The following is an 18,492-nucleotide window of genomic DNA, read 5'->3' as shown; positions in this document are numbered from 1 at the left end:
CCTTTACGGCAGCACGCGCAGGTCTTTGACGAACTGCGTGGTGTAAGCCTTTTTCCAATCGACGTCCGCTTTCAGCAGGCCGGTGCTGACCATGAAGTCGCGCGTCTTTTGCCAGCGGGCGTCGCTCATGGTGCCGATGCCTAGCGTTGCGGCGTCGCCGCTGCTGATCATGCGGTATTCCTTCAGCTTCTCCACGCCCCATGCCAGCTGGTCGTCCTGCATGTTGGGATTGTCTTTTTTGATCAGTGCATTGCCCGGTGCCGGATTTTGGAGATAGCTTTTCCAACCTTCCATCGAGGCTTTGACGAAACGCGCCACCAAGTCCGGCTTTTCTTTCACGGTCTTCTGCATGGTGACCACGGTGGTGCCGTATGGCGGATAGCCATCGTCGGCAAACAGGAAGAAGCGCGTTTTCACGCCGCCCTTGTTGGCAGCGAAAACTTCCGACGACGCGTAGGCTTGCTGCGCCGAGCGTGGATCGGCGAAGAAGGGCTGCAAGTTAAAGGTGTAGACGCGCGACTGCGCATCGTCAAGCTGGTATTTATTCTTCAGCCACGGCCACCACGTGGTGCGGCCCGAGGTGGAGACCAGCACGGTACGAGATTTCAAATCGGCCAGGCTCTTGACGTCATCGTGCGTCATCATGCCTTGTAGTTCGCTCTGGAAGCTGGCGGCGACGGTGGTAATCGGCACGCCGGTCTCCACGCTTTTCAGCACTTGCAGGTCGTAGCCCATCAAGAAATCGGCCTGACCGCTGCTGAGGATTTGCACGCCGTTGACCTGCGGGCCGCCCATGCGGATGGTCACATCGAGCCCATGCTTCTTGTAGATGCCGGTGGCGACGGCCTGATAAAAGCCGCCATGTTCGGCTTGCGCGTACCACGAGGTGAGGAAGGTGACTTTGTCGGCGGCCAGCGCGGGAACGCTGAGGCACAGGCTGAGGCAGAGAGTGAGCAGTCGCATGATGGTCTTCTTTAGAGAGCGTTGATAACGCGCCCGCAATCACACCTTCATGAAGAACATAGCGTCTCCTGAAGATGCGCACTGGCGCAGCTTCAAGAGCAATTTCCCGGCTGCGGCAGACCGCAGGTGAACGCTTATACTCTTGGCCTCTTGTGATGCAAATCCTGTGCCACGGTTTTTGCCCGCATGTGGTACGCCGCATGCACCGCCGTGATGCGCGTTGCGGCGAAATTGGTGCGTATGCGCTTTCAATGTGCGCTTTTTCGCTGGCCTGTTATTTGCATCTTCAAGCCGCAAGAGTATAAGCGTTCAGCCGGCGCCCGCCGGTAGGGAATTGCTCTTGAATCCAACATCCATTCAAGAGGAACGCATATGTACGCACTCAATGAGTTGAACAAAGAAGCCCGCATGGGCACACTCGGCACCGAGACCGGCAAGCGCGAAATCCGCCGCATCGATCTCTCGGACTTCAACAAGCGCAAGGCGCAGATTGCAGATGAACTGTGGGATGCAGCGGTGGACGTGGGCTTTTTCCAAGTCCGCAATCACGGTATCGATTTAGAAAAAGTGCGCGGGGCCTTTGCCGCTGCCGAAGCTTTCTTCGCGCTGCCGGATGCAGTAAAGGCGCAGTACCCGCTGCGCAAAGCCGACAACGCGGGCTGGGAGAGCAAGGCGCAAGTGCGTCCATCGACCGGCACTGCCGATCAAAAAGAGTCGTATCAAATCACGCGTCCGCACATGGAGGTGCTGTGGCCGAGCGAGGAAGAACTGCCGGGCTTCAAACAAACCATGCTGGAATTCGAAGCGCAGTGCTGGCAAGTCGGCATGCGTTTGCTGTCCTGCTTTGCCGACAAGCTGGGATTCGACAGCGACTTCTTCACGCGCGCGCACGATCCGCAGCAGGCCAGTTACCAAAGTACCTTGCGGCTGCTGCATTACTTTGCGATTGATCCGGCCATGAAGGACAAACTGGATTTATGGCGCGCCGGCGCGCATACCGACTTCGATTGTCTTACGCTGCTGTTCCAGCAAAAGAACCAGCGCGGCTTGCAGGTGTGTCCCGGCAAGGAGATGGATGAACAGGAATGGACGAGCATCGAGCCGGCCGACGATGTCATCACTTGCAATATCGGCGATATGCTGATGCGCTGGAGCGACGATCAACTGCCGTCCAACTTCCACCGCGTGAAAAATCCGCTGCCGCACGAATATCAGGGGCCGCGCTACAGCCTTGCCTTCTTCTGCCAGGCGAATCGGGATGTGATGATAGAAGGGCCGGGTAAAAAATACCCGGCCATCAGTGCGGACGACTATTTGAAGCAGCGCGTGAACGCTAACTTCAAAGCCTATTAATAGCTGGTCAGCGGCGAAGGCTGGCCGGCCTTGAAGGTGAAGATGGTCACCGGCGATTGCTTCATATCGCCCTTGGCGTCAAAGGCGTAAGTACCGGCGACGCCTTGGTAGGAGCCGGCGCTAATGATGGCTTGCACTTTCTGCGCATCGATGGTGTTGGCCTTCTGCATCGCTTGCGCGTACATCATCACGGCGTCGTAGTAAGCGGCGGCGTAGACGTCGGCTTCCTGCTTGAAGCGTGCTTTGAACTTGGCTTTGAAGGCTGGGCCGGAAGAGGCTTTTTCCAGAATCGCGCCGCCTTGCGAGCACAGGACGTTATCGCCGACAGCGTCGCCGCCCAGCTTACCCATTTCTGCGGTGCAGATGGTATCGCCGCCCAGCAGCTTGGCGTTGATGCCCAGCTGTTTCATCTGGCGCGCCATCGGCGCCGCTTGCGGTGCATAGCCGCCGAAGAAGATCGCTTCCACCTTCTTGGTTTTCAGTTTGGTCAGGATGGCGGTGAAGTCGAAGGCTTTGTCGTTGGTGAACTCGTGGCCGGCCACGGTCATGCCGGCGGCCTTGGCCTGCTTCTTGAACTCTTCCGCCACGCCTTGGCCGAAAGCGGTGCGGTCGTCGATGACGGCCACGTTCTTCAGCTTCAGTTCATTGGCGGCGTACAGCGCCATCTTGGAGCCGAGCTGGGTGTCGCTGGCGTTCACGCGGAACAGGCCCTTGTAGCCTTGCTGCGTCAGCTTTGGATTGGTGGCGACGGTGGCGATCAATGCGCCGGCGTCGTTGTAGGCGCGCGAGGCAGGAATCGCCACGCCCGAGTTGTATGGGCCGACCACGTAGCGCACGCCGCTATCGATCAGTTTCTGTGCTGCGGCCACGCCGGCTTTCGGGTCGCCTTGGTCGTCTTCCGACAGCAGTTCGAATTTGAGTTTTTTGCCGCCGACGGTGAGCGGCTTGGCGTTGAGTTCTTCCACCGCGAGGCGCGCGCCGCTTTCGTTGTCCTTGCCGGAGAAGGATTGGGAGCCGGACAACGGGCCGCTATGGCCGATTTTGACAACGGTGTCTTGCGCCTGGACGCCGAAAGCGGTCAACAAGGCCAGTGCGGCGGCGGTATGCTTCAATTTCATGCGATCTCCTGATTCGAACTGCGGTTTTGATGATCCGGTGATTATCGCCAAAAACGCAAAATATTATCGTGCGAGTTGGGGCTTCAAATGGTGCTCGTTCTGAATTTAATTCGGTGCGCGCTGGTGGATACGGGCCAGTGCTGCGTTGATGCGGCCGATGATGCCGTCATCCTTATTGCTGGCGATGGCGAAAAAGACACCGGCGTCGGTGGCCAGCGGCTTGGGCAGCACGCTGTAGCCGGCGTTGGCGGCGGCGCCGATGCTTTGCAGGCGCGGCGCCATGTAGGCGTTGATTTCGGCTTCGACTTCGCGCGCGGTTTGCTGGCTTGGGTGGTAAAGCAGCACCGCGTCCACGCGCTTGAGCATGAGCCGCGTCAGGCGGGTGCTGCGCGAGGCGATGTTTTCATCGGTGCGAAAGACGGTGCCGCGTGCGCGCTCCACTTCTTCGCCGTAGTTATAGCCGCGCACTACGCCAATGGATTTTCCGCGCAGGTCTTCGATGGTATTGAAGCGGAAGGTGGCGTCGCTGCGGGTGACGATCCACAGCTTGTTGTAGGCGGCGACGTCGGAGTAGCGCAGGGCGTGCAGGCGGTCGGCGTTTTTGGGCAGGCCAAAGATCAGTGCCACGCCGTCGAGGGCATAGCGCTCGGCGCGCGCCCATGGGTACATGCGCAGTTCGAAGACAATGCCTAGTTCCCGCTCGATCGCATCCAGCAGCTGGCGCTTGATCGGGCTGAGAGGTTTCGGCTTGCCTTGTTCGTCGAGCGTGTCGCCGATCAGCAGCGGCACGGTTTGCGGGCCGGCCATGGCGCGCGGGGCCGGGACGCAGCACAGCAGGGCGGCGAGCAGGAAGCCCGTGTAGCGGAAGCGCGGTGGCGGCATAAAAGTCGGCATGCGCCAGATTATTGCAGAAAAATCGGGCGCCACTGAAAAACCGGCCATCTGGCGCGTGGCCAGCGGCAGCGCGACCGGTTGGTAACGCGACGAGGAATCGCGGTCTGCGGAAGGCGGTGCGGCTGCCAGCGTGGCTTAGGCTTACGGCGTGCTGCCGATGCTTCGTGCCGGCGCTGCGGCGTCTACTGCCGTCACTGGTGGAATAACAGCGTTGGCAGTTTGCGCGGCGCGGGCATTCGGGCCCGCTAGCTCGCTGATGTTGTACGCGGCGATGGCGGCGGCCAGCGCAGGGTTGGCGCGTAGTGGATCAGTCGGCGCATTGGCGGCATTCCGTGCCGCCGCTGCCTGGGCAGCAGCGTTTTGTTCTGCCGTCGCCGCCTGGGCGGCTGCGGCTTGCTGGGCAGCGCTGGCGGCGGCTGCCGCTTGTTGCGCGGCTTGCGCTGCTGCGGCGTTCGCCGCGCTGAGGCTGGCGGCGGTTTCCTGCGCGGCGGCCACTTGCTGTGCCGCGACGCTCGCCGCCGTGGTGGCGGCATCGGCGGTAGTGGCGTTGTTCTGCGCGGCGCGCGCTTGCGCTACGGCAGCATTGGCTGCGGCGTTTTGCGCGGCCATGATGTCGGCCGCGTTCTGTGCCGCCTGCGCTTGCAATGCCGCCGCTTGCGCCGCCGAGTTGGCGATCGCCACCTGCACCGCCGCGTTTTGGGCAACGGCTGCTTGCTGCGCCGGCGTGGCGTTGGCAGACAGATTGAGCACGCTCTGCGCAGCATTCTGCGCTGCGATGGCCTGCTGCTGCGCTACCTGCGCCGCTACGGTAGCATTATTGACGGTGGCGGTGGCCTGCTGCCGCGCCGTCTGCGCCTGGGCGGTGGACTGTGCCTGCTGCGCGGCGGATGGCGCTCCGTCCGCTTCCTCCGCTTGACCGGCTTGCGATTGCGCCTCAGTAGCCTGCTGCGCTGGTTGTGCAGCGTCGGTTTGCTGCGCCGATTGCGCGGCGGCCGCTTGTTGGGTGGCCGACAGCGCGATGTTCTGCTGCTGCGCCGCCGACTGCGTGGCGCTTGCTTGCTGTGCTTCGGCCTGCGCCGCCGCAGTTTGTTGCGCGAGCGCGGCGGCGGCGCGGTTGGCGGTCAGCGTCTGCTGCAAGCCCGCCACCTGTGCCGCCTGCGCCTGCTGAGCGTTGAGCAACTGGCCTGCGGCCGACTGCACCCGCGCCTGCTGCGCTACTTGCGCTTGCTCCAGCTGCGACTGCCGGTTCAACGCGGCCTGTGTCTGCTGTGGCTGCTGCGATTGCTGGAGATTGCCCTGCTGCGCGCCTTGCAACTGCTGCTGGTATGTATTCTGCGCCGCCACGATCGGCGACGGCACCTGCTGTTGCTGGCCATTGACCGCCTGCTCCAGACGCGCCCGCTGCGCCGCCAGCAGATCCGCTGCCGTCGCCGGCAGGGGATTCTGCCCGAAGTTATCCAGTGCCGCCCGTGCCAGATCCAGCCGCGCGTTGGCGGCCGCATCTTCGGGCGTTAACGGCTGTGGCCTCTCAGGGTTCAGTCCCGCAATCTGCGAACTGCCCGCAGCACTGAGCTGCTCTGCGAAGTCCGTGGCAATCTGGCGGAATGTATTCAGGGTATTTTGCAGCGTCGAGGTGGTCTGCTGGTTGTTGGTATTGACGGCGGCCCGCAGCACCTCCGGCTCCAGCGACAAGCCGCCCGCCAAGTCCGACAGCAGCGGCGGCTGCAAGGTCACGCCCACCTGCGCCAGGTTCTGTGCCTGCGAATTGGCCCCGTCATTGTTGGATTGGTTCAAACTGCTGACCAGGTTGTTGAGCAAGGACGCTTGCTGCACTGCCCCTTGGTCAAAATCCACCGATGGCAGCAAGTTGAACGCATCGACCACATCCTGCACCGCCGCATTCACCGTATCCGCCCGCTGCGCGAGGTTCGCCTGCACCCCCGACAACTGCTCCTGTGCACTGCTCACTGTCAGCAGGAAACTCGCCACCGGCGACAAATCCACCTGCACCGAGCTTGCGGGCGGCGCATCGGTGGCCGAACCCACGGTGCCAACGCCGCCATTCGAAACGGCCGTCGCCGCAGTGGTCGCGTTGACCGGCTGCAATTCCGTAGTCGCGGACGGTGTTAAGGATGAGATAGGAAACATGCTGCACTCCCGGTAAACCAAGCATGCTCCGAGCATGCGCCCGCCCGCACGTCCAGTCCGTGTGCCAGTTCACATAGCAGGGCATTTTGCCTATTGTTAGCTTCCGCACGGTTAGGCCGGTGCGATGGGCTTATTGTGGATCTTCCAACCTGACATACAACGAGAGGATCTCATCATGGAAAACAGCACTGACAGCAAAATCAATCAAGCCCGCGACGGCGTTACCCAAATCGGCAAAGACCTGCGTGCCGACGCTCATGCCACCATCGACAAAGTGGCTGAGCAGGTGCCGGCGGTAACGGATCGCCTGGCCGCCAAGGCGCACAACGGTGTCGACAAAGTTGCCGATACGACCGAAAGCACCTCGGAGCGTCTGGCTGCGCGCGGCAAGCAACTGGCTGCCAGCGCCAAGGTATTCACCGAATCGAGCCGCAACCACGTGCGCGCCAGCCCTGTGATCTCGGTACTGGTGGCTGCCGCCGCTGGTTATGGCTTGTCCAAGCTGCTCGGTTCGCGCAGCAGCAAATGATATGACGGCCAATAAAAAATCACCAGCCTCCGTGATGGGGGCTGGTTCAATATTGAGCACGGTGTCGGGGCCCTCGTCGGCTCCGCCACCCGATCATTTGGGCGGCGCCAGCACCCGCGAACAGACCTTGCTGGATAAAGTCGACGGCGGTCAGAAAATGGCGGCCGAGGTCACATTCAATCCCAACAAAGAAGGCGAACACGGTGACGCTGCGCGAGCGCCGATGCCGGGCAAGACCTGCCCGGTGCCGCATGTCGTTGCCGCCGCCAGCACGGCGGGCGAAACTTTCGCTTCGCCGAAAACGGGTGATGGCGTACCGCCGGTCGGCGTATGCCCCGCCGGTGATCTGGATCGCGTGCGCGCCGACGGCGGCGAACAGCGCCTGACCACCAATCAGGGCGTGCCGATTGCGGACAACCAGAACTCGCTTAAAGTCGGCCTGCGTGGCCCGACTGCGCTGGAAGACTTCATCCTGCGTGAAAAAATTACCCACTTCGATCACGAACGCATACCGGAACGCGTGGTGCATGCGCGCGGCTCGGCCGCACACGGCTACTTCGAAAGCTATCAGGATCTCAGCCCGATTACCCGCGCAGCGCCGTTTGCCGCCGCTGGTAAACGTACGCCGGTGTTTGTGCGCTTTTCGACCGTAGCAGGGGAACGCGGCTCGGCCGACACGGTGCGCGATGTACGCGGCTTCGCCGTCAAGTTTTACACCGACGAAGGCAACTGGGATTTGGTCGGCAATAACATGCCTGTGTTCTTCATTCAGGATGCGATGAAGTTCCCGGACTTGATCCACTCCGTCAAGCCGGAACCGCATCACGCCATGCCGCAGGCGGCCAGCGCCCACGATACCTTCTGGGACTTCGTCACGCTGATGCCTGAATCGACGCACATGCTGATGTGGCATATGTCCGACCGCGCCATTCCGCGCAGCTACCGCACCATGCAGGGCTTCGGCGTGCATACCTTCCGCTTGGTGAATGCGGAGGGCGCATCCGTGTTCTGCAAATTCCATTGGAATCCGGTAGGCGGCACGCACTCGCTGGTGTGGGACGAAGCGGCCAAGATCATCGGCGCCGACCCTGACTTCCACCGCCGTGATTTGTGGGAAGCGATTGAGGCTGGCGCCTATCCCGAGTGGGAACTCGGTTTGCAAATCTTCACCGAGGAACAAGCGGCAGGCTTCCCGTTCGATGTGCTGGATGCCACCAAAATCGTGCCGGAAGAATTGGTGCCGGTGCAGCCGGTGGGCAAATTGATCTTGAACCGCAATCCCGACAACTTCTTCGCCGAGACCGAGCAGGTAGCCTTCTGCACCGCGCACATTGTGCCGGGGATCGACTTCACCAATGATCCGCTGCTGCAAGGGCGCATCCATTCGTATCTGGATACGCAGATCAGCCGCCTCGGTGGCGTGAATTTTCACGAGATTCCGATCAATGCACCTTTAGCGCCGGTGCACAACAACCAGCGCGACGGCATGCATCGCCAGGCCGTTCATCGCGGCCGCGTGTCGTACGAGCCGAATTCGCTGGGCGGAGGTTGTCCCTTCCAGGCCGGCATGGCGGGCTTCACCACGGCGCGCAGCCAGATGCCGCAGCCGCCGGAAGACAAGGTGCGCGGCAAGCCGGAACTGTTTGCGGATCATTATTCGCAAGCGCGCTTGTTCTGGATTAGCCAAAGTCCTGCCGAACAGGCCCACATCGTCAACGCCTACCGCTTTGAATTGACCAAGGTGCAGACACCAGCCATCCGCCTGCGGCTGCTGTCGATGTTGGCCAACGTCGATCCGATACTGGCGGAGGGCGTGGCGCAAGGACTGGGACTGGAAGTGCCGCCGCCGATGCCTTTGGCCACCGACGCGCCCTCGCCGCATTATGAACCGTCGCCTGCCTTGTCGCTGCTGTCGCGTCCCGGTGCGACCGGCGCCAAGGGGCGCAAGGTAGCGATCCTGGCCGGGCATGGCGTAGATGCGGCCAGTCTCAAAGCCGTCTACGCCGATTTGCTGGCTGCTGGCGCGGTGCCGCGCGTGGTGGCGTCGCAACTGGGGCAACTGGTCGCAGCAGACGGCAGCCGGCTCGATGTCGAAATTTCGATGGAGGCCGGGCCGGCGGTGCTGTACGACGCCGTGATCGTGGCTGATGGCGCGGCCAGTGCGGCGATGCTGGCCGGTGACTCCGACGCGCGTGATTTCGTGCGCCTGCAATACCGCCATAGCAAGCCAATGCTGGCGATAGGCGCCGGCAAGCAGTTGCTGGAGGCGGCGGGTGTGCCGCCGGTGCTACTCGATGGATCGCCTGATCCAGCGCTGTGGTGCGTTTCTGTCGATGGGCTGGACGGCGGGATGGCAGCATTCCGCGCAGCGTTGGGTGGCCATCGCCACTTCCAGCGCGAAAACGACGCCGTACCGTTGTAAAAACGCCTATGCAATAGAAGTGTTCAACTATGGCGAGCATAGTGATATGCTCGCCATACCGCTTTTCGTCTCTTCCCTCACGCATGGACGTTTACGCCCCTCAAACATGGCAGCCCCACGAGCGCCCGCTTTTGCCGGGATCGCCGTCCACTCCACTGCACACGTTTGAAAAGCGCGTCGCCTTCCTGGTGGTTGGCTTCATCGTCGCCATTACCGGCGGCTTGGGGAACGCGCTGGTTTCGGTCAATCTGCCGTACTTGCAAGGCTCGCTGGGCGTGTACTCGGCCGAGATCCAGTGGCTGCCGGCCGCCTACGTGATGGCCAACGTCTCCATGAACCTCCTGCTGGTTAAATTCCGCCAGCAGTACGGCTTGCGCTTGTTCACAGAATTGTTCCTCGTGCTGTACGTGGTGGCCACGGTGGCCCACTTGTTCGTGCACGGACTGGGGTCGGCCATCGCGGTGCGCGTGGCGCACGGCATGAGCGGCGCGGCCCTGACTACGCTCGGACTGTATTACACCTCGCAAGCCTTCCCGGCTCAGCATCGCCTCAAGGGCGTAGTGCTGGGGATCGGCTTCTCGCAATTGGCGATCCCGATGGCGCGCCTGTTCTCGTCGGAGCTGATGGAGTATGGCGAGTGGCGCGGCCTGTACTTCTTTGAGTTGGGTTTGGCCTTGCTGTCGCTGGCCTGCGTGCTGTTCCTGAAGCTGCCGCCGGGAGACCGCATCAAGGCGTTCGAGAAAATGGACTTCGTCACCTTCGGCCTGTTTGCGCCCGGCGTGGCGCTGCTGTCGGCGGTGCTGGCGCTGGGGCGCACGGTATGGTGGCTGGAATCGCGCTGGCTCGGCTACTCGCTGGCCGGCGCCATTGTGCTGATTACGGCGGCGCTGGCGGTTGAGCACAATCGCGCACGGCCGCTGCTGAATACGCGCTGGCTCACCAACGCCAATATTGCGCGTTTGGCCTTGTCGGTGCTGCTGATCCGCGTGGTGCAGTCGGAGGCCAGCGGCACGGTGGGCTTCTTGCAGGCGCTCGGTCTAAACAATGACCAGATGCTGGAGCTGTGGTGGATCGTGATGTTTGGCGCGGTGGCTGGCATGGTGATCAGCGCCTTGTACATCACGCCGGCGCGAATTCCTGGGCAGCTGATTTTTTCGCTGGCGGTGATGGCGCTAGGCGCGTACCTGGATTCCGACGCCACTAACTTAACGCGTCCTTCCGACTTGTATATCTCGCAGTTCCTGCTCGGCTTTGGCGGCGCCATGTTCGTTGGGCCGACCTTTGTCTCCGGCTTTGGCGCGGTGATTGCGGCGCCGAATAATCTGGTGAGCTTCTCGGTCATGTTCAGCATCACGCAAACGCTGGGCAGCTTGCTCGGCACCGCCTTGACGGGTACCTTCCAGGTGTGGCGCGAGAAGTACCATTCCAGCATCCTGGTCGAGCATTTGACGCTGCTCGATCCGCAAGTGGCTGCGCGCATCCAATCGGGCGGATCGCAAGGCCTGGCGTCGCTCGGCGCGGTCGCTACGCGCGAGGCCAACATCCTCGCCTACAACGACGTATTCCTCGCCATTACCGTGCTGGCGCTGCTGACCATGGCGTGGCTGCTGGGCCGCTATCTGTGGACTGTGTGCGTGGTCTGCCAGCCCAAGGCTGCGCACAATGCGCAAACCGGCATGGCCAATGTCTCCCTTAACAATTCTGGATCCCGCTGAATCATATGGATAAAAATACGCCAGACAATGCATCAACTTCCGAGAGCCGCGTCGCGGCGGTGGCTGCGGCAGCGGCGGCAGCTGCGGTAGCGGCAGCAGCGCCTACTGCGCCGGCGCCGGATCGGCGAGCGCAGATTATCTCGGCGCTTCTGTTCTCGCTGGTGGCGCTGGTAGGGGTGTTGATTGTGCTGTATGCGTGGCGCCTGCCGCCGTTTAGCAGCGCCGTGGTCTCCACCGAAAATGCGCTGGTGCGCGGACAGGTGACGTTGATCGGCACGCAGTTGCCGGGCTATGTGGTGGAAGTAAAGGTGCAGGATTTCCAATACGTGAAGCAGGGCGATTTGCTGGCGCAGATTGATGACCGCACTTATCGCCAGCGCTACGAGCAGGCGGTGGCGCAGCTGGCGGCGCAGAAGGCGGCGCTGGACAATTGGGCGCAAGCGCATCGCACGGCGGAAGCGGGCGTGGTGCTGAATCAAGCCACGCTGGCGAATGCGGAAGCGCAGGCAGCGCGCTCGGTGGCGGACTTGAGGCGCGTGGATGCGCTGGCGGCTGATGGTTCCTTGTCCTTGCGCGAGCAGGATTCGTCCAAGGCGGCGCGGGCGCAGACTGCGGCCGCAGTGGCGCAGGCGCGCGCCAGTCTGGATATCGCCAAGCAGCAGGTGCGCTCGGTGGCGGTCAACAAGCAATCGCTGGAAGCGGCGGTGGCGGCTGCGGATGCTGCTTTGAAGGCGGCCAAGGTGGACTTGGATAACACGCGCATCACGGCGCCGGAAGACGGCCAGCTCGGTCAGGTCACCGTGCGCAAGGGCGCGTATGTGAACACCGGCGCGCAGCTTATGGGATTGGTGCCGAAGCAGTTGTGGGTGATCGCCAATCTGAAAGAGACGCAGATGAATAATGTGCAGGTTGGGCAGCCGGCTACGTTCAAGGTCGATGCGCTGGACGGCGCGCAACTGACCGGCGTGGTGGAGCGGATTTCACCGGCCACCGGCTCGGAATTCAGCGTGCTGCCGGCGGATAATGCGACCGGCAACTACGTCAAGATCGCGCAGCGCATACCGGTGCGGATTCGTATCGACCAGGGGCAGGCCAAGGCGCGCCGCCTTGCGCCGGGCATGTCGGTCATCGTCAGCATCGACACCTCGGTGCAGGTGCGCGAGCCGACCGTGCAGGCCGGCGGAGCCAAGTCATGAAGTGGCGCACGGCGTTGAGCGGCGTGCCAGCCGCGCTGATGCTGGCCGGCTGCGCGGCGACGGTGACGCCGCCGCCCGCCTCCACGCTGCAAACGCCGGCAGCATGGCGCAGCGCGGTGGAAGGGCAGGGCAGCGGGCCGGTGGCGCGCGAGTGGTGGCAAAGCTTCGGCGATCCCGCGCTCACCGCGCTGGTGAACAAAGCGCTGGAAAACAACGGCGACCTGCGCATCGCCCGCGCGCGCGTGGCCCAGTATCGCGCCTTGGTCGGTGTGACGGCGGCCGGCCAGAAAGCCAACGTCATCGTCGACAGCGCGCCAACCCGCACGCGCCAGTTGGCCTACAACGGTGTACCTTATGTGACCAATGTCTACCAGGCCGAATTCCAGGCCAGTTATGAAGTCGACGTGTGGGGCCGCCTCGCCGCGCTGACCGACGCCGCCACCGCCACCTATCAGGCGGAGCAAGCCAACGCCGATGCCGCCGCATTGTCGATTGCCGCCACCGTGGCCTCCGGCTACCTCAATCTGCGCGGACTCGATGCGCAACTGGCACTGACCGAAGCCACGCTCAAACTGCGCGAAGACTCGCGCGACCTGGCGAAGAAGCAGTTCGATGTCGGCTATAGCTCGCGGCTGGAATGGCTGCAAGCGCAAGCCGAATACCAAACTACCGCCGAACAAATACCGCAGCTGAAGCGTGCCATCTTTGAACAGGAAAACGCGCTGTCTATCCTCACCGGCGGCAATCCTGGCCCGATCGCGCGCGGCGTCGAACTGGCGCAACTGGAAGCGCCGGCAGTACCCGCAGGCCTGCCGTCCGAACTACTGCGCCGCCGACCCGACATCGCGCGCGCCGAATACAACCTCATCGCCATCAACGCCAACCTGCAAGCGACGCGCGACCAGCTACTGCCGTCCTTCAAACTGACAGCAGTAGGCGGCATACAAAATTTGAAGTGGCATGATTTCGTGAATGCGCCAACCGCCTTGTGGCGCTTGACCGGCGCAGTAGCCGCCCCGGTGTTTGAAGGCGACCGCGTACAGCATCAAACCGACGCCGTCGCTGCGCAGCGCGACCAAACCATCTATGCGTATGAGAACGCAGTGCGCACCGCGTTTGCGGAAACCGACAACAGCCTGGGCGCCATCGTGCGATTGAGAGAACAAGCCATCCAGAACGACGCGCGCCGCGCCACCGCAGCCGAAACCCTGCGCATTGCGCACAACCGCTACAGCAACGGCTACGCTTCGTATCTGGAAGAACTGGACGCCCAACGCACGCTGTTCACAGCCGACGTCGGGCGCTTGCAATTGAAAACGCGGATACTGGTCGCTTCAGTCGACCTGTACCGCGTCATGGGTGGCGGCTGGACGAAACCCTAAACCGGGGTCAGTTCTGCCATTGGTACATGAGCTCGTGTGCGATTGGCAGAACTGACCCCGGATTTTATTTGACCGGAATGCAGAGTTCCGATTCGAAGATGCCGGTGGCCGGATCCATCGCGTAGTCGGCCGGATAGCGTTCGTAGCACACGCCCGCATCGGCTTTGCCTTCGGCGTGCAGCTGGCCGAAGAATTCGCCCCACGCCGCCGGCACTTCCGCGCCCGTGCCTTTGAACTGGTAGACGGCGTAGCGGCCGGCTGGAATGCGGCCTTCCTGCGCCGGCGGCTTGATTGGATATTCGGCCGACACTTCCACGCAAGCGTCGTAGCGGCACTCGCTGGCTGGCGTGGTGCTTGGATCATCCTGCGCCACGCCGTAAGTCACCTTGCCCACCAAGCCGTAAGCCTTTTGCCACGGCGTGAACACCTCTTTCCAGAATTCGCCGATGGCGGCGCCGAACGGGCCCTTGTAGCGCAGGTAGGCTACGCGTACTTCAGGCAGTTCTTTTATTTCGTACTTCATGCAGGTCTCCTTGTTTGGCTGCCGGTTCGCGGCGCAGCTTGCGCAGCATGCGCTTCATCCAGTGTTCGAGATCGTCGACATAGGTGAACACCGCAGGTACGACCAGCAAACTCAAAAGCGTCGAGGTAATCAGACCGCCGATCACGGTGATCGCCATCGGTGAACGGAAGCTCGGGTCGGCGCCCCAGCCCAAGGCCAGCGGCATCATGCCCGCGCCCATCGCGATAGTGGTCATCAAGATCGGACGGCTACGTTTGTGGCAGGCATCGACCAGCGCTTCGAAACGCCCCATGCCCGCCTGGCGCGCCAGAATAGCATAGTCGACCAGCAGGATGGAGTTCTTGGTTACGATCCCCATCAGCATAATCAGGCCGATCATGGATGGCATCGACAGCGCGCTATGCGTGATCAGCAGCGCCACGAACGCACCGCCTATCGACAGCGGCAGCGCCGCCAAAATCGTCGCCGGCTGCATGAAGTCTTTGAACAGCAAGACCAGCACGCAGTAGATGCACAACACGCCGATCAGCATGGCGATACCGAAGCTGGCAAACAGCGCGGCCATTTCCTGCGTGTCGCCCAGTTCTGCGATCTTCACCGACGGTGGCAGATTTTTTAGCGACGGCAGTGCGCGCGCTTCATCGTTGACTTCACCCAGCGCGCGCTTGCCCAGTTCTACTTCCAGCGTGACGTTGCGGCTGCGGTTCAAGCGGTTGATCTGCGCCGGGCCGCTTTCCATCGTGATGTCGGCCACAGTGGCCAGCAGTACCGGGCCGTTTTTGCCCGGCACGGTCAGGCGGCCGATGGCGTCCAGGTCGGCGCGCACGGCGTCCGGCAGTTTGACGCGGATCGGTACCTGGCGTTCCGGCAGATTCATTTTGGTCAGGTCGGTGTCGTAGTCGCCGGCGGTGGCGACGCGTACGGTCTGGCCAATGGAGGCCGCCGTTACACCGAGATCCGCCGCTTTGGCGAAGTCCGGCTTGACGATGATCTCTGGACGCACCAGCGATGCAGTCGAGCGCACGTTGCCTACGCCTTTCAGCGTGCGCAGTTCGCGTTCGGCTTTTTGCGCCGCTTCTTTCAACGCTTCAGGATCTTCGGAACGCAGCACCAGCTGCATCTTGACGCCGTTGTCCGGCGGGCCGACTTTGAAGCGGGCGCCGGGAATGGCATCCAGCTTGTGGCGAATTTCGGCTTCAATGTCGGCCATCGATTCTTTGCGCTCGGTGCGGTGCACGGTGGTCAGCGTCAGCACGGCGCTGCGTGCTTCGGCTGCGGCGCCCGGTGCGAAAGCGTCACCGCTGGAGCCGCCGCCGATGGAGCTGAATACCGACTTCACTTGTTTGACTTCCATCGCTGCCTGGCGCGCACGTTCAGCCACGATGCTGGTTTCGGCCAGCGTGGAACCGGGCGGCAGTTCGAGGTTGATCTGCGTTTGCGCGCGGTCGGCGGCAGGTACGAAGCCGGTCGGCAGCAGGCCGGTGAGCATGATTGAGCAGACGAAGAAAGCGCCCGCTGCGCATGCGGTCACGAGGCGGTGGCTCAAGCACCATTTCATCACGCGCATGTAGCGCGACATCAGCCAGCCGTCTTGTTCTTCCTTGTGGATGGCAGGTTTCAGCAGGTAGGCCGCCATCATCGGTGTCAGCAGGCGCGCAACTACCAGCGACGCCAGCACCGCGATTACGGCAGTCCAGCCGAACTGTTTGAAGAACAGGCCAGCCACGCCGCTCATGAAGGCGGTCGGCAGGAACACGGCGACCAGCGCGAAGGTGGTGGCGATGACCGCCATGCCGATTTCGTCGGCCGCTTCCATCGCCGCTTCCATCGGCGTTTTACCCATGCGCAGGTGGCGCTCGATGTTTTCGATTTCAACGATGGCGTCGTCCACCAGCACGCCGACCACGAGGGCCAGCGACAGCAAGGTCACAGTGTTGAGCGTGTAGCCGAACAGGTAGATGCCAAGGAAGGCCGGCAACACCGACAGCGGCAGCGCGGCGGCAGCAACCAGCGTGGCGCGCCAGTCGCGCAGGAACCACCACACCACCAGCACAGCGAGGATAGCGCCTTCGTACAGCAGCTCCATCGAGCCCTCGAAGTTTTCTTCAACCGGATGGGCGTTGTCGATAACTTGTTTCAGCACGACTTTGGGATTGTTCTTTTGCAGTTCGGCGATGGCGTCGCGCGCACCCTTGGCGACGTCGGTTTCGCTGGCGCCCTTGGTGCGGAAGATTTCAAAGCCGATTACCGGTTTGCCGTCTTGCAGTGCCACTGCGCGTGGCTCGGAGACGGTGTCGGTAACCTTGGCCACCTGGTCGAGCCGCACGCGGCGCCCGTCCGGCAGCGGCAGGTCGATGGCGGCCAGTTCGGCTGCGGTCTTTACGGTGGCGATGGTGCGTACCGATTGTTCGGCGCCGCTGACGTCACCGCGTCCGCCCGGTGCTTCTTTCTGCACCTGGCGCAGTTGACGCGACACGTCCAGCGCGGACACGCGCAGTGCGGCCATGCGGGCGTCGTCGAGTTCTACGCGGATTTCGCGGTACACGCCGCCGACGCGTTTCACCGCGCCGACGCCGTGCACGGCCAGCAGGCGCTTGGCGACGGTGTTGTCGACGAACCAGCTGACTTCCTGGTTGTCGAGTTTTTCGCCGTGGCCTTCTGCTGCGGCGGCGGTGAAGGTCAGTACCACGCGGCCGGCGGTGGACGCCTTGGTGACGCTAGGGTCGCGCAGTTCGGCCGGCATGTCGGCTTTAACGCGGGCCACGGCGTCGCGCACGTCGTTCACCGCATCGGAGATATTCTTCTCAAGGATGAATTCAACGGTGGTGGTGGAGACGCCATCGAGTACGGTGGTGTAGATGTTTTTCACGCCTTGCAGGGTGGCGACCGAGTCTTCGATTTTGCGCGAGACTTCGGTTTCCAGCTGCGCAGGCGCGCTGCCGTCCAGCGTGGCGGTGACGGTCACGATGGGCAGTTCGATGTCAGGGAAGTCCTGCACCGGATTGGCTTTGTAGGCCATGAAGCCCGCCAGCGACAGCAGCACGAACAGCATGATCGCCGGTATGGGATTTTTAATGGATAGCGCGGAGAAGTTCATGGTGCTTCCTTATTTCGCGGCCAGCGTGTCGGCGACCACGCTGACCAAATCGCCGTCGTTGAGGAAGCCGGCGCCGCGCACCACGATCTGGGTGTCTGCGTTCAGGCCGCCCAGCACTTCGATGCGGTCGCCCAGGCGGCGGCCCGGTTGGACTTTGATCTGGCTCACGTGTTTATCGGCGTTGAGGCGGAATACGAAGCTGAAGCCGTCGCGCACCACGATGGCTTGCTGCGGCACGGTCATGGCGGACGAGGCGCCCAGTTCAAATTGGCCGCTGGCGAACATGCCTGCCTTGAATGGCGCGTCCTTGCTGCCGGCGTTTTGCGGCAGATCGACGTAGACCAGCGCGGAGCGGGTTTGCGGATCGACGGTTGGCGCGATCATGCGCACCTTGCCGGTGACTTCGCTGCCGTTGGCGGCTTTGACCACAGCAGTAACGCCAGGTTTCAAGTTGCGCAGGTCGGCGGCGACGACTTCGGCGCGCCATTCAAGGCGGCCCTGGCGAATCATGCGGAACAGTTCCGTGCCGGGATTGGAGACCGCGCCCACGGTGGCGCTGCGGGCGGAGATGACGCCGCTGTCCGGCGCCACCACCTTGGTGTATTTCAGACGCAGTTGCTGGCTCGCCAGCGCAGCCTTGGCGGAGGCGATGCGCGCGTTGGCAGTTTGTTCGGCGGTGTTGTATTGGCTGATCTGCTGCGCGCTCAGGGCGCCGGAGTTTTGCAGCGTGCGGGCGCGGGCGGCGTTGGCGGCTGCGTCGGCGGCGTTGGCTTCGGCTTCGTGGAGGGCGGCTTGGGCCTGGGCCAAGTCGGCGTTGACGGTTTCGGCGGAGAACACGGCCAGCACGTCGCCGGCTTTGACGACGTCGCCGACGTTGACGCGCACTTCGGTCAGGCGCAGGCCGTTCGATTCGCTACTCACGCTGGCTTCCTGCCATGCTGCCACGTTGCCGTTGGCGGCCAGCTTGATCGGCAGGCTGGCGTTGGATGGCTTGGTGGTGGTGACGGTGAGGGCAGCTTTTGGCGCTTCCGCTTTTTTCTCGTCGGCCGCTTGCGTGGCCGGGGCGTAGGCGGCGATGCCGGCGGCTGCTACTGCAAAAGCGGCTGCCAGGATGTAGGCGACTGGTTTGAGTTTGGTTTTCATGTTTGGCAG

General features: G+C 62.7%; 13 protein-coding genes. 6 read left to right on the top strand and 7 right to left on the bottom strand.

All coding sequences use genetic code 11. The annotated features are described in order from the left end of the window. Positions 1 to 3: 3 nt before the first annotated feature. The gene (locus tag GTP45_RS18140) at positions 4 to 963 is read right to left on the bottom strand and encodes an ABC transporter substrate-binding protein (protein WP_161015279.1); all 960 of its coding nucleotides are present in this window, start codon (positions 961 to 963) and stop codon (positions 4 to 6) included. Between the two features lie 372 nt (positions 964 to 1,335). On the opposite strand from GTP45_RS18140, the gene GTP45_RS18135 reads away from it, so the two are divergent. After that, positions 1,336 to 2,316, top strand: coding sequence for an isopenicillin N synthase family dioxygenase (locus GTP45_RS18135; RefSeq protein ID WP_161015278.1), 981 nt, complete (start codon positions 1,336 to 1,338; stop codon positions 2,314 to 2,316). On the opposite strand, the gene GTP45_RS18130 is transcribed toward GTP45_RS18135, so the two are convergent. From GTP45_RS18130 to GTP45_RS18120, 3 genes are all read right to left on the bottom strand, one after another. Continuing rightward, on the bottom strand, positions 2,313 to 3,434 hold the full coding sequence (locus GTP45_RS18130) for a branched-chain amino acid ABC transporter substrate-binding protein (RefSeq protein ID WP_161015277.1): 1,122 nt from the start codon (positions 3,432 to 3,434) through the stop codon (positions 2,313 to 2,315). The genes GTP45_RS18135 and GTP45_RS18130 overlap by 4 nt on opposite strands. A 105-nt stretch (positions 3,435 to 3,539) precedes the next feature. After that, positions 3,540 to 4,328: a substrate-binding periplasmic protein gene (locus tag GTP45_RS18125; protein ID WP_229258521.1), complete on the bottom strand. Its 789-nt coding sequence runs from the start codon at positions 4,326 to 4,328 to the stop codon at positions 3,540 to 3,542. A gap of 141 nt (positions 4,329 to 4,469) precedes the next feature. Further along, positions 4,470 to 6,476 carry a hypothetical protein gene (locus GTP45_RS18120; protein ID WP_161015276.1) on the bottom strand — a complete coding sequence of 669 codons (2,007 nt, stop codon included), beginning with the start codon at positions 6,474 to 6,476 and terminating at the stop codon, positions 4,470 to 4,472. Between the two features lie 175 nt (positions 6,477 to 6,651). On the opposite strand from GTP45_RS18120, the gene GTP45_RS18115 reads away from it, so the two are divergent. The 5 genes from GTP45_RS18115 (at position 6,652) to GTP45_RS18095 (ending at position 13,720) form a co-directional block, all read left to right on the top strand. Further along, the gene (locus tag GTP45_RS18115) at positions 6,652 to 7,005 is read left to right on the top strand and encodes a hypothetical protein (protein ID WP_161015275.1); all 354 of its coding nucleotides are present in this window, start codon (positions 6,652 to 6,654) and stop codon (positions 7,003 to 7,005) included. 1 nt (position 7,006) lies between these two features. Further along, entirely contained in the window at positions 7,007 to 9,427 is a 2,421-nt protein-coding gene (locus tag GTP45_RS18110; protein WP_161015274.1) for a catalase, read from the top strand. 131 nt (positions 9,428 to 9,558) lie between these two features. Continuing rightward, positions 9,559 to 11,142 carry an MFS transporter gene (locus GTP45_RS18105; RefSeq protein WP_229258520.1) on the top strand — a complete coding sequence of 528 codons (1,584 nt, stop codon included), beginning with the start codon at positions 9,559 to 9,561 and terminating at the stop codon, positions 11,140 to 11,142. 5 nt (positions 11,143 to 11,147) lie between these two features. Then, a complete protein-coding gene (locus tag GTP45_RS18100) occupies positions 11,148 to 12,338 on the top strand; it encodes an HlyD family secretion protein (RefSeq protein WP_161015272.1) in 1,191 nt (396 codons plus the stop codon). Next, positions 12,335 to 13,720 (top strand): efflux transporter outer membrane subunit, encoded by a 1,386-nt coding sequence (locus GTP45_RS18095; RefSeq protein ID WP_161015271.1) that lies wholly within the window; start codon positions 12,335 to 12,337, stop codon positions 13,718 to 13,720. Before GTP45_RS18100 ends, GTP45_RS18095 begins: the two co-directional genes overlap by 4 nt. A gap of 64 nt (positions 13,721 to 13,784) precedes the next feature. Here the strand turns inward: GTP45_RS18095 and GTP45_RS18090 are convergent, their stop codons facing one another. Genes GTP45_RS18090 through GTP45_RS18080 form a run of 3 tightly spaced genes read right to left on the bottom strand, consistent with a single transcriptional unit; the run spans position 13,785 to position 18,483 of the window. Beyond that, the gene (locus GTP45_RS18090) at positions 13,785 to 14,243 is read right to left on the bottom strand and encodes an AraC family transcriptional regulator (RefSeq protein ID WP_161015270.1); all 459 of its coding nucleotides are present in this window, start codon (positions 14,241 to 14,243) and stop codon (positions 13,785 to 13,787) included. Continuing rightward, entirely contained in the window at positions 14,215 to 17,340 is a 3,126-nt protein-coding gene (locus GTP45_RS18085) for an efflux RND transporter permease subunit (RefSeq protein ID WP_161015269.1), read from the bottom strand. The genes GTP45_RS18090 and GTP45_RS18085 overlap by 29 nt, the downstream gene beginning before the upstream one ends. Positions 17,341 to 17,349: 9 nt before the next feature. Next, the gene (locus GTP45_RS18080; RefSeq protein WP_161015268.1) at positions 17,350 to 18,483 is read right to left on the bottom strand and encodes an efflux RND transporter periplasmic adaptor subunit; all 1,134 of its coding nucleotides are present in this window, start codon (positions 18,481 to 18,483) and stop codon (positions 17,350 to 17,352) included. Positions 18,484 to 18,492 lie beyond the last annotated feature (9 nt).

Source organism: Duganella rivi, from assembly GCF_009857435.1.
Lineage (GTDB): Bacteria > Pseudomonadota > Gammaproteobacteria > Burkholderiales > Burkholderiaceae_D > Rugamonas > Rugamonas rivi.
This window is presented reverse-complemented; position numbering and strand designations above follow the sequence as displayed.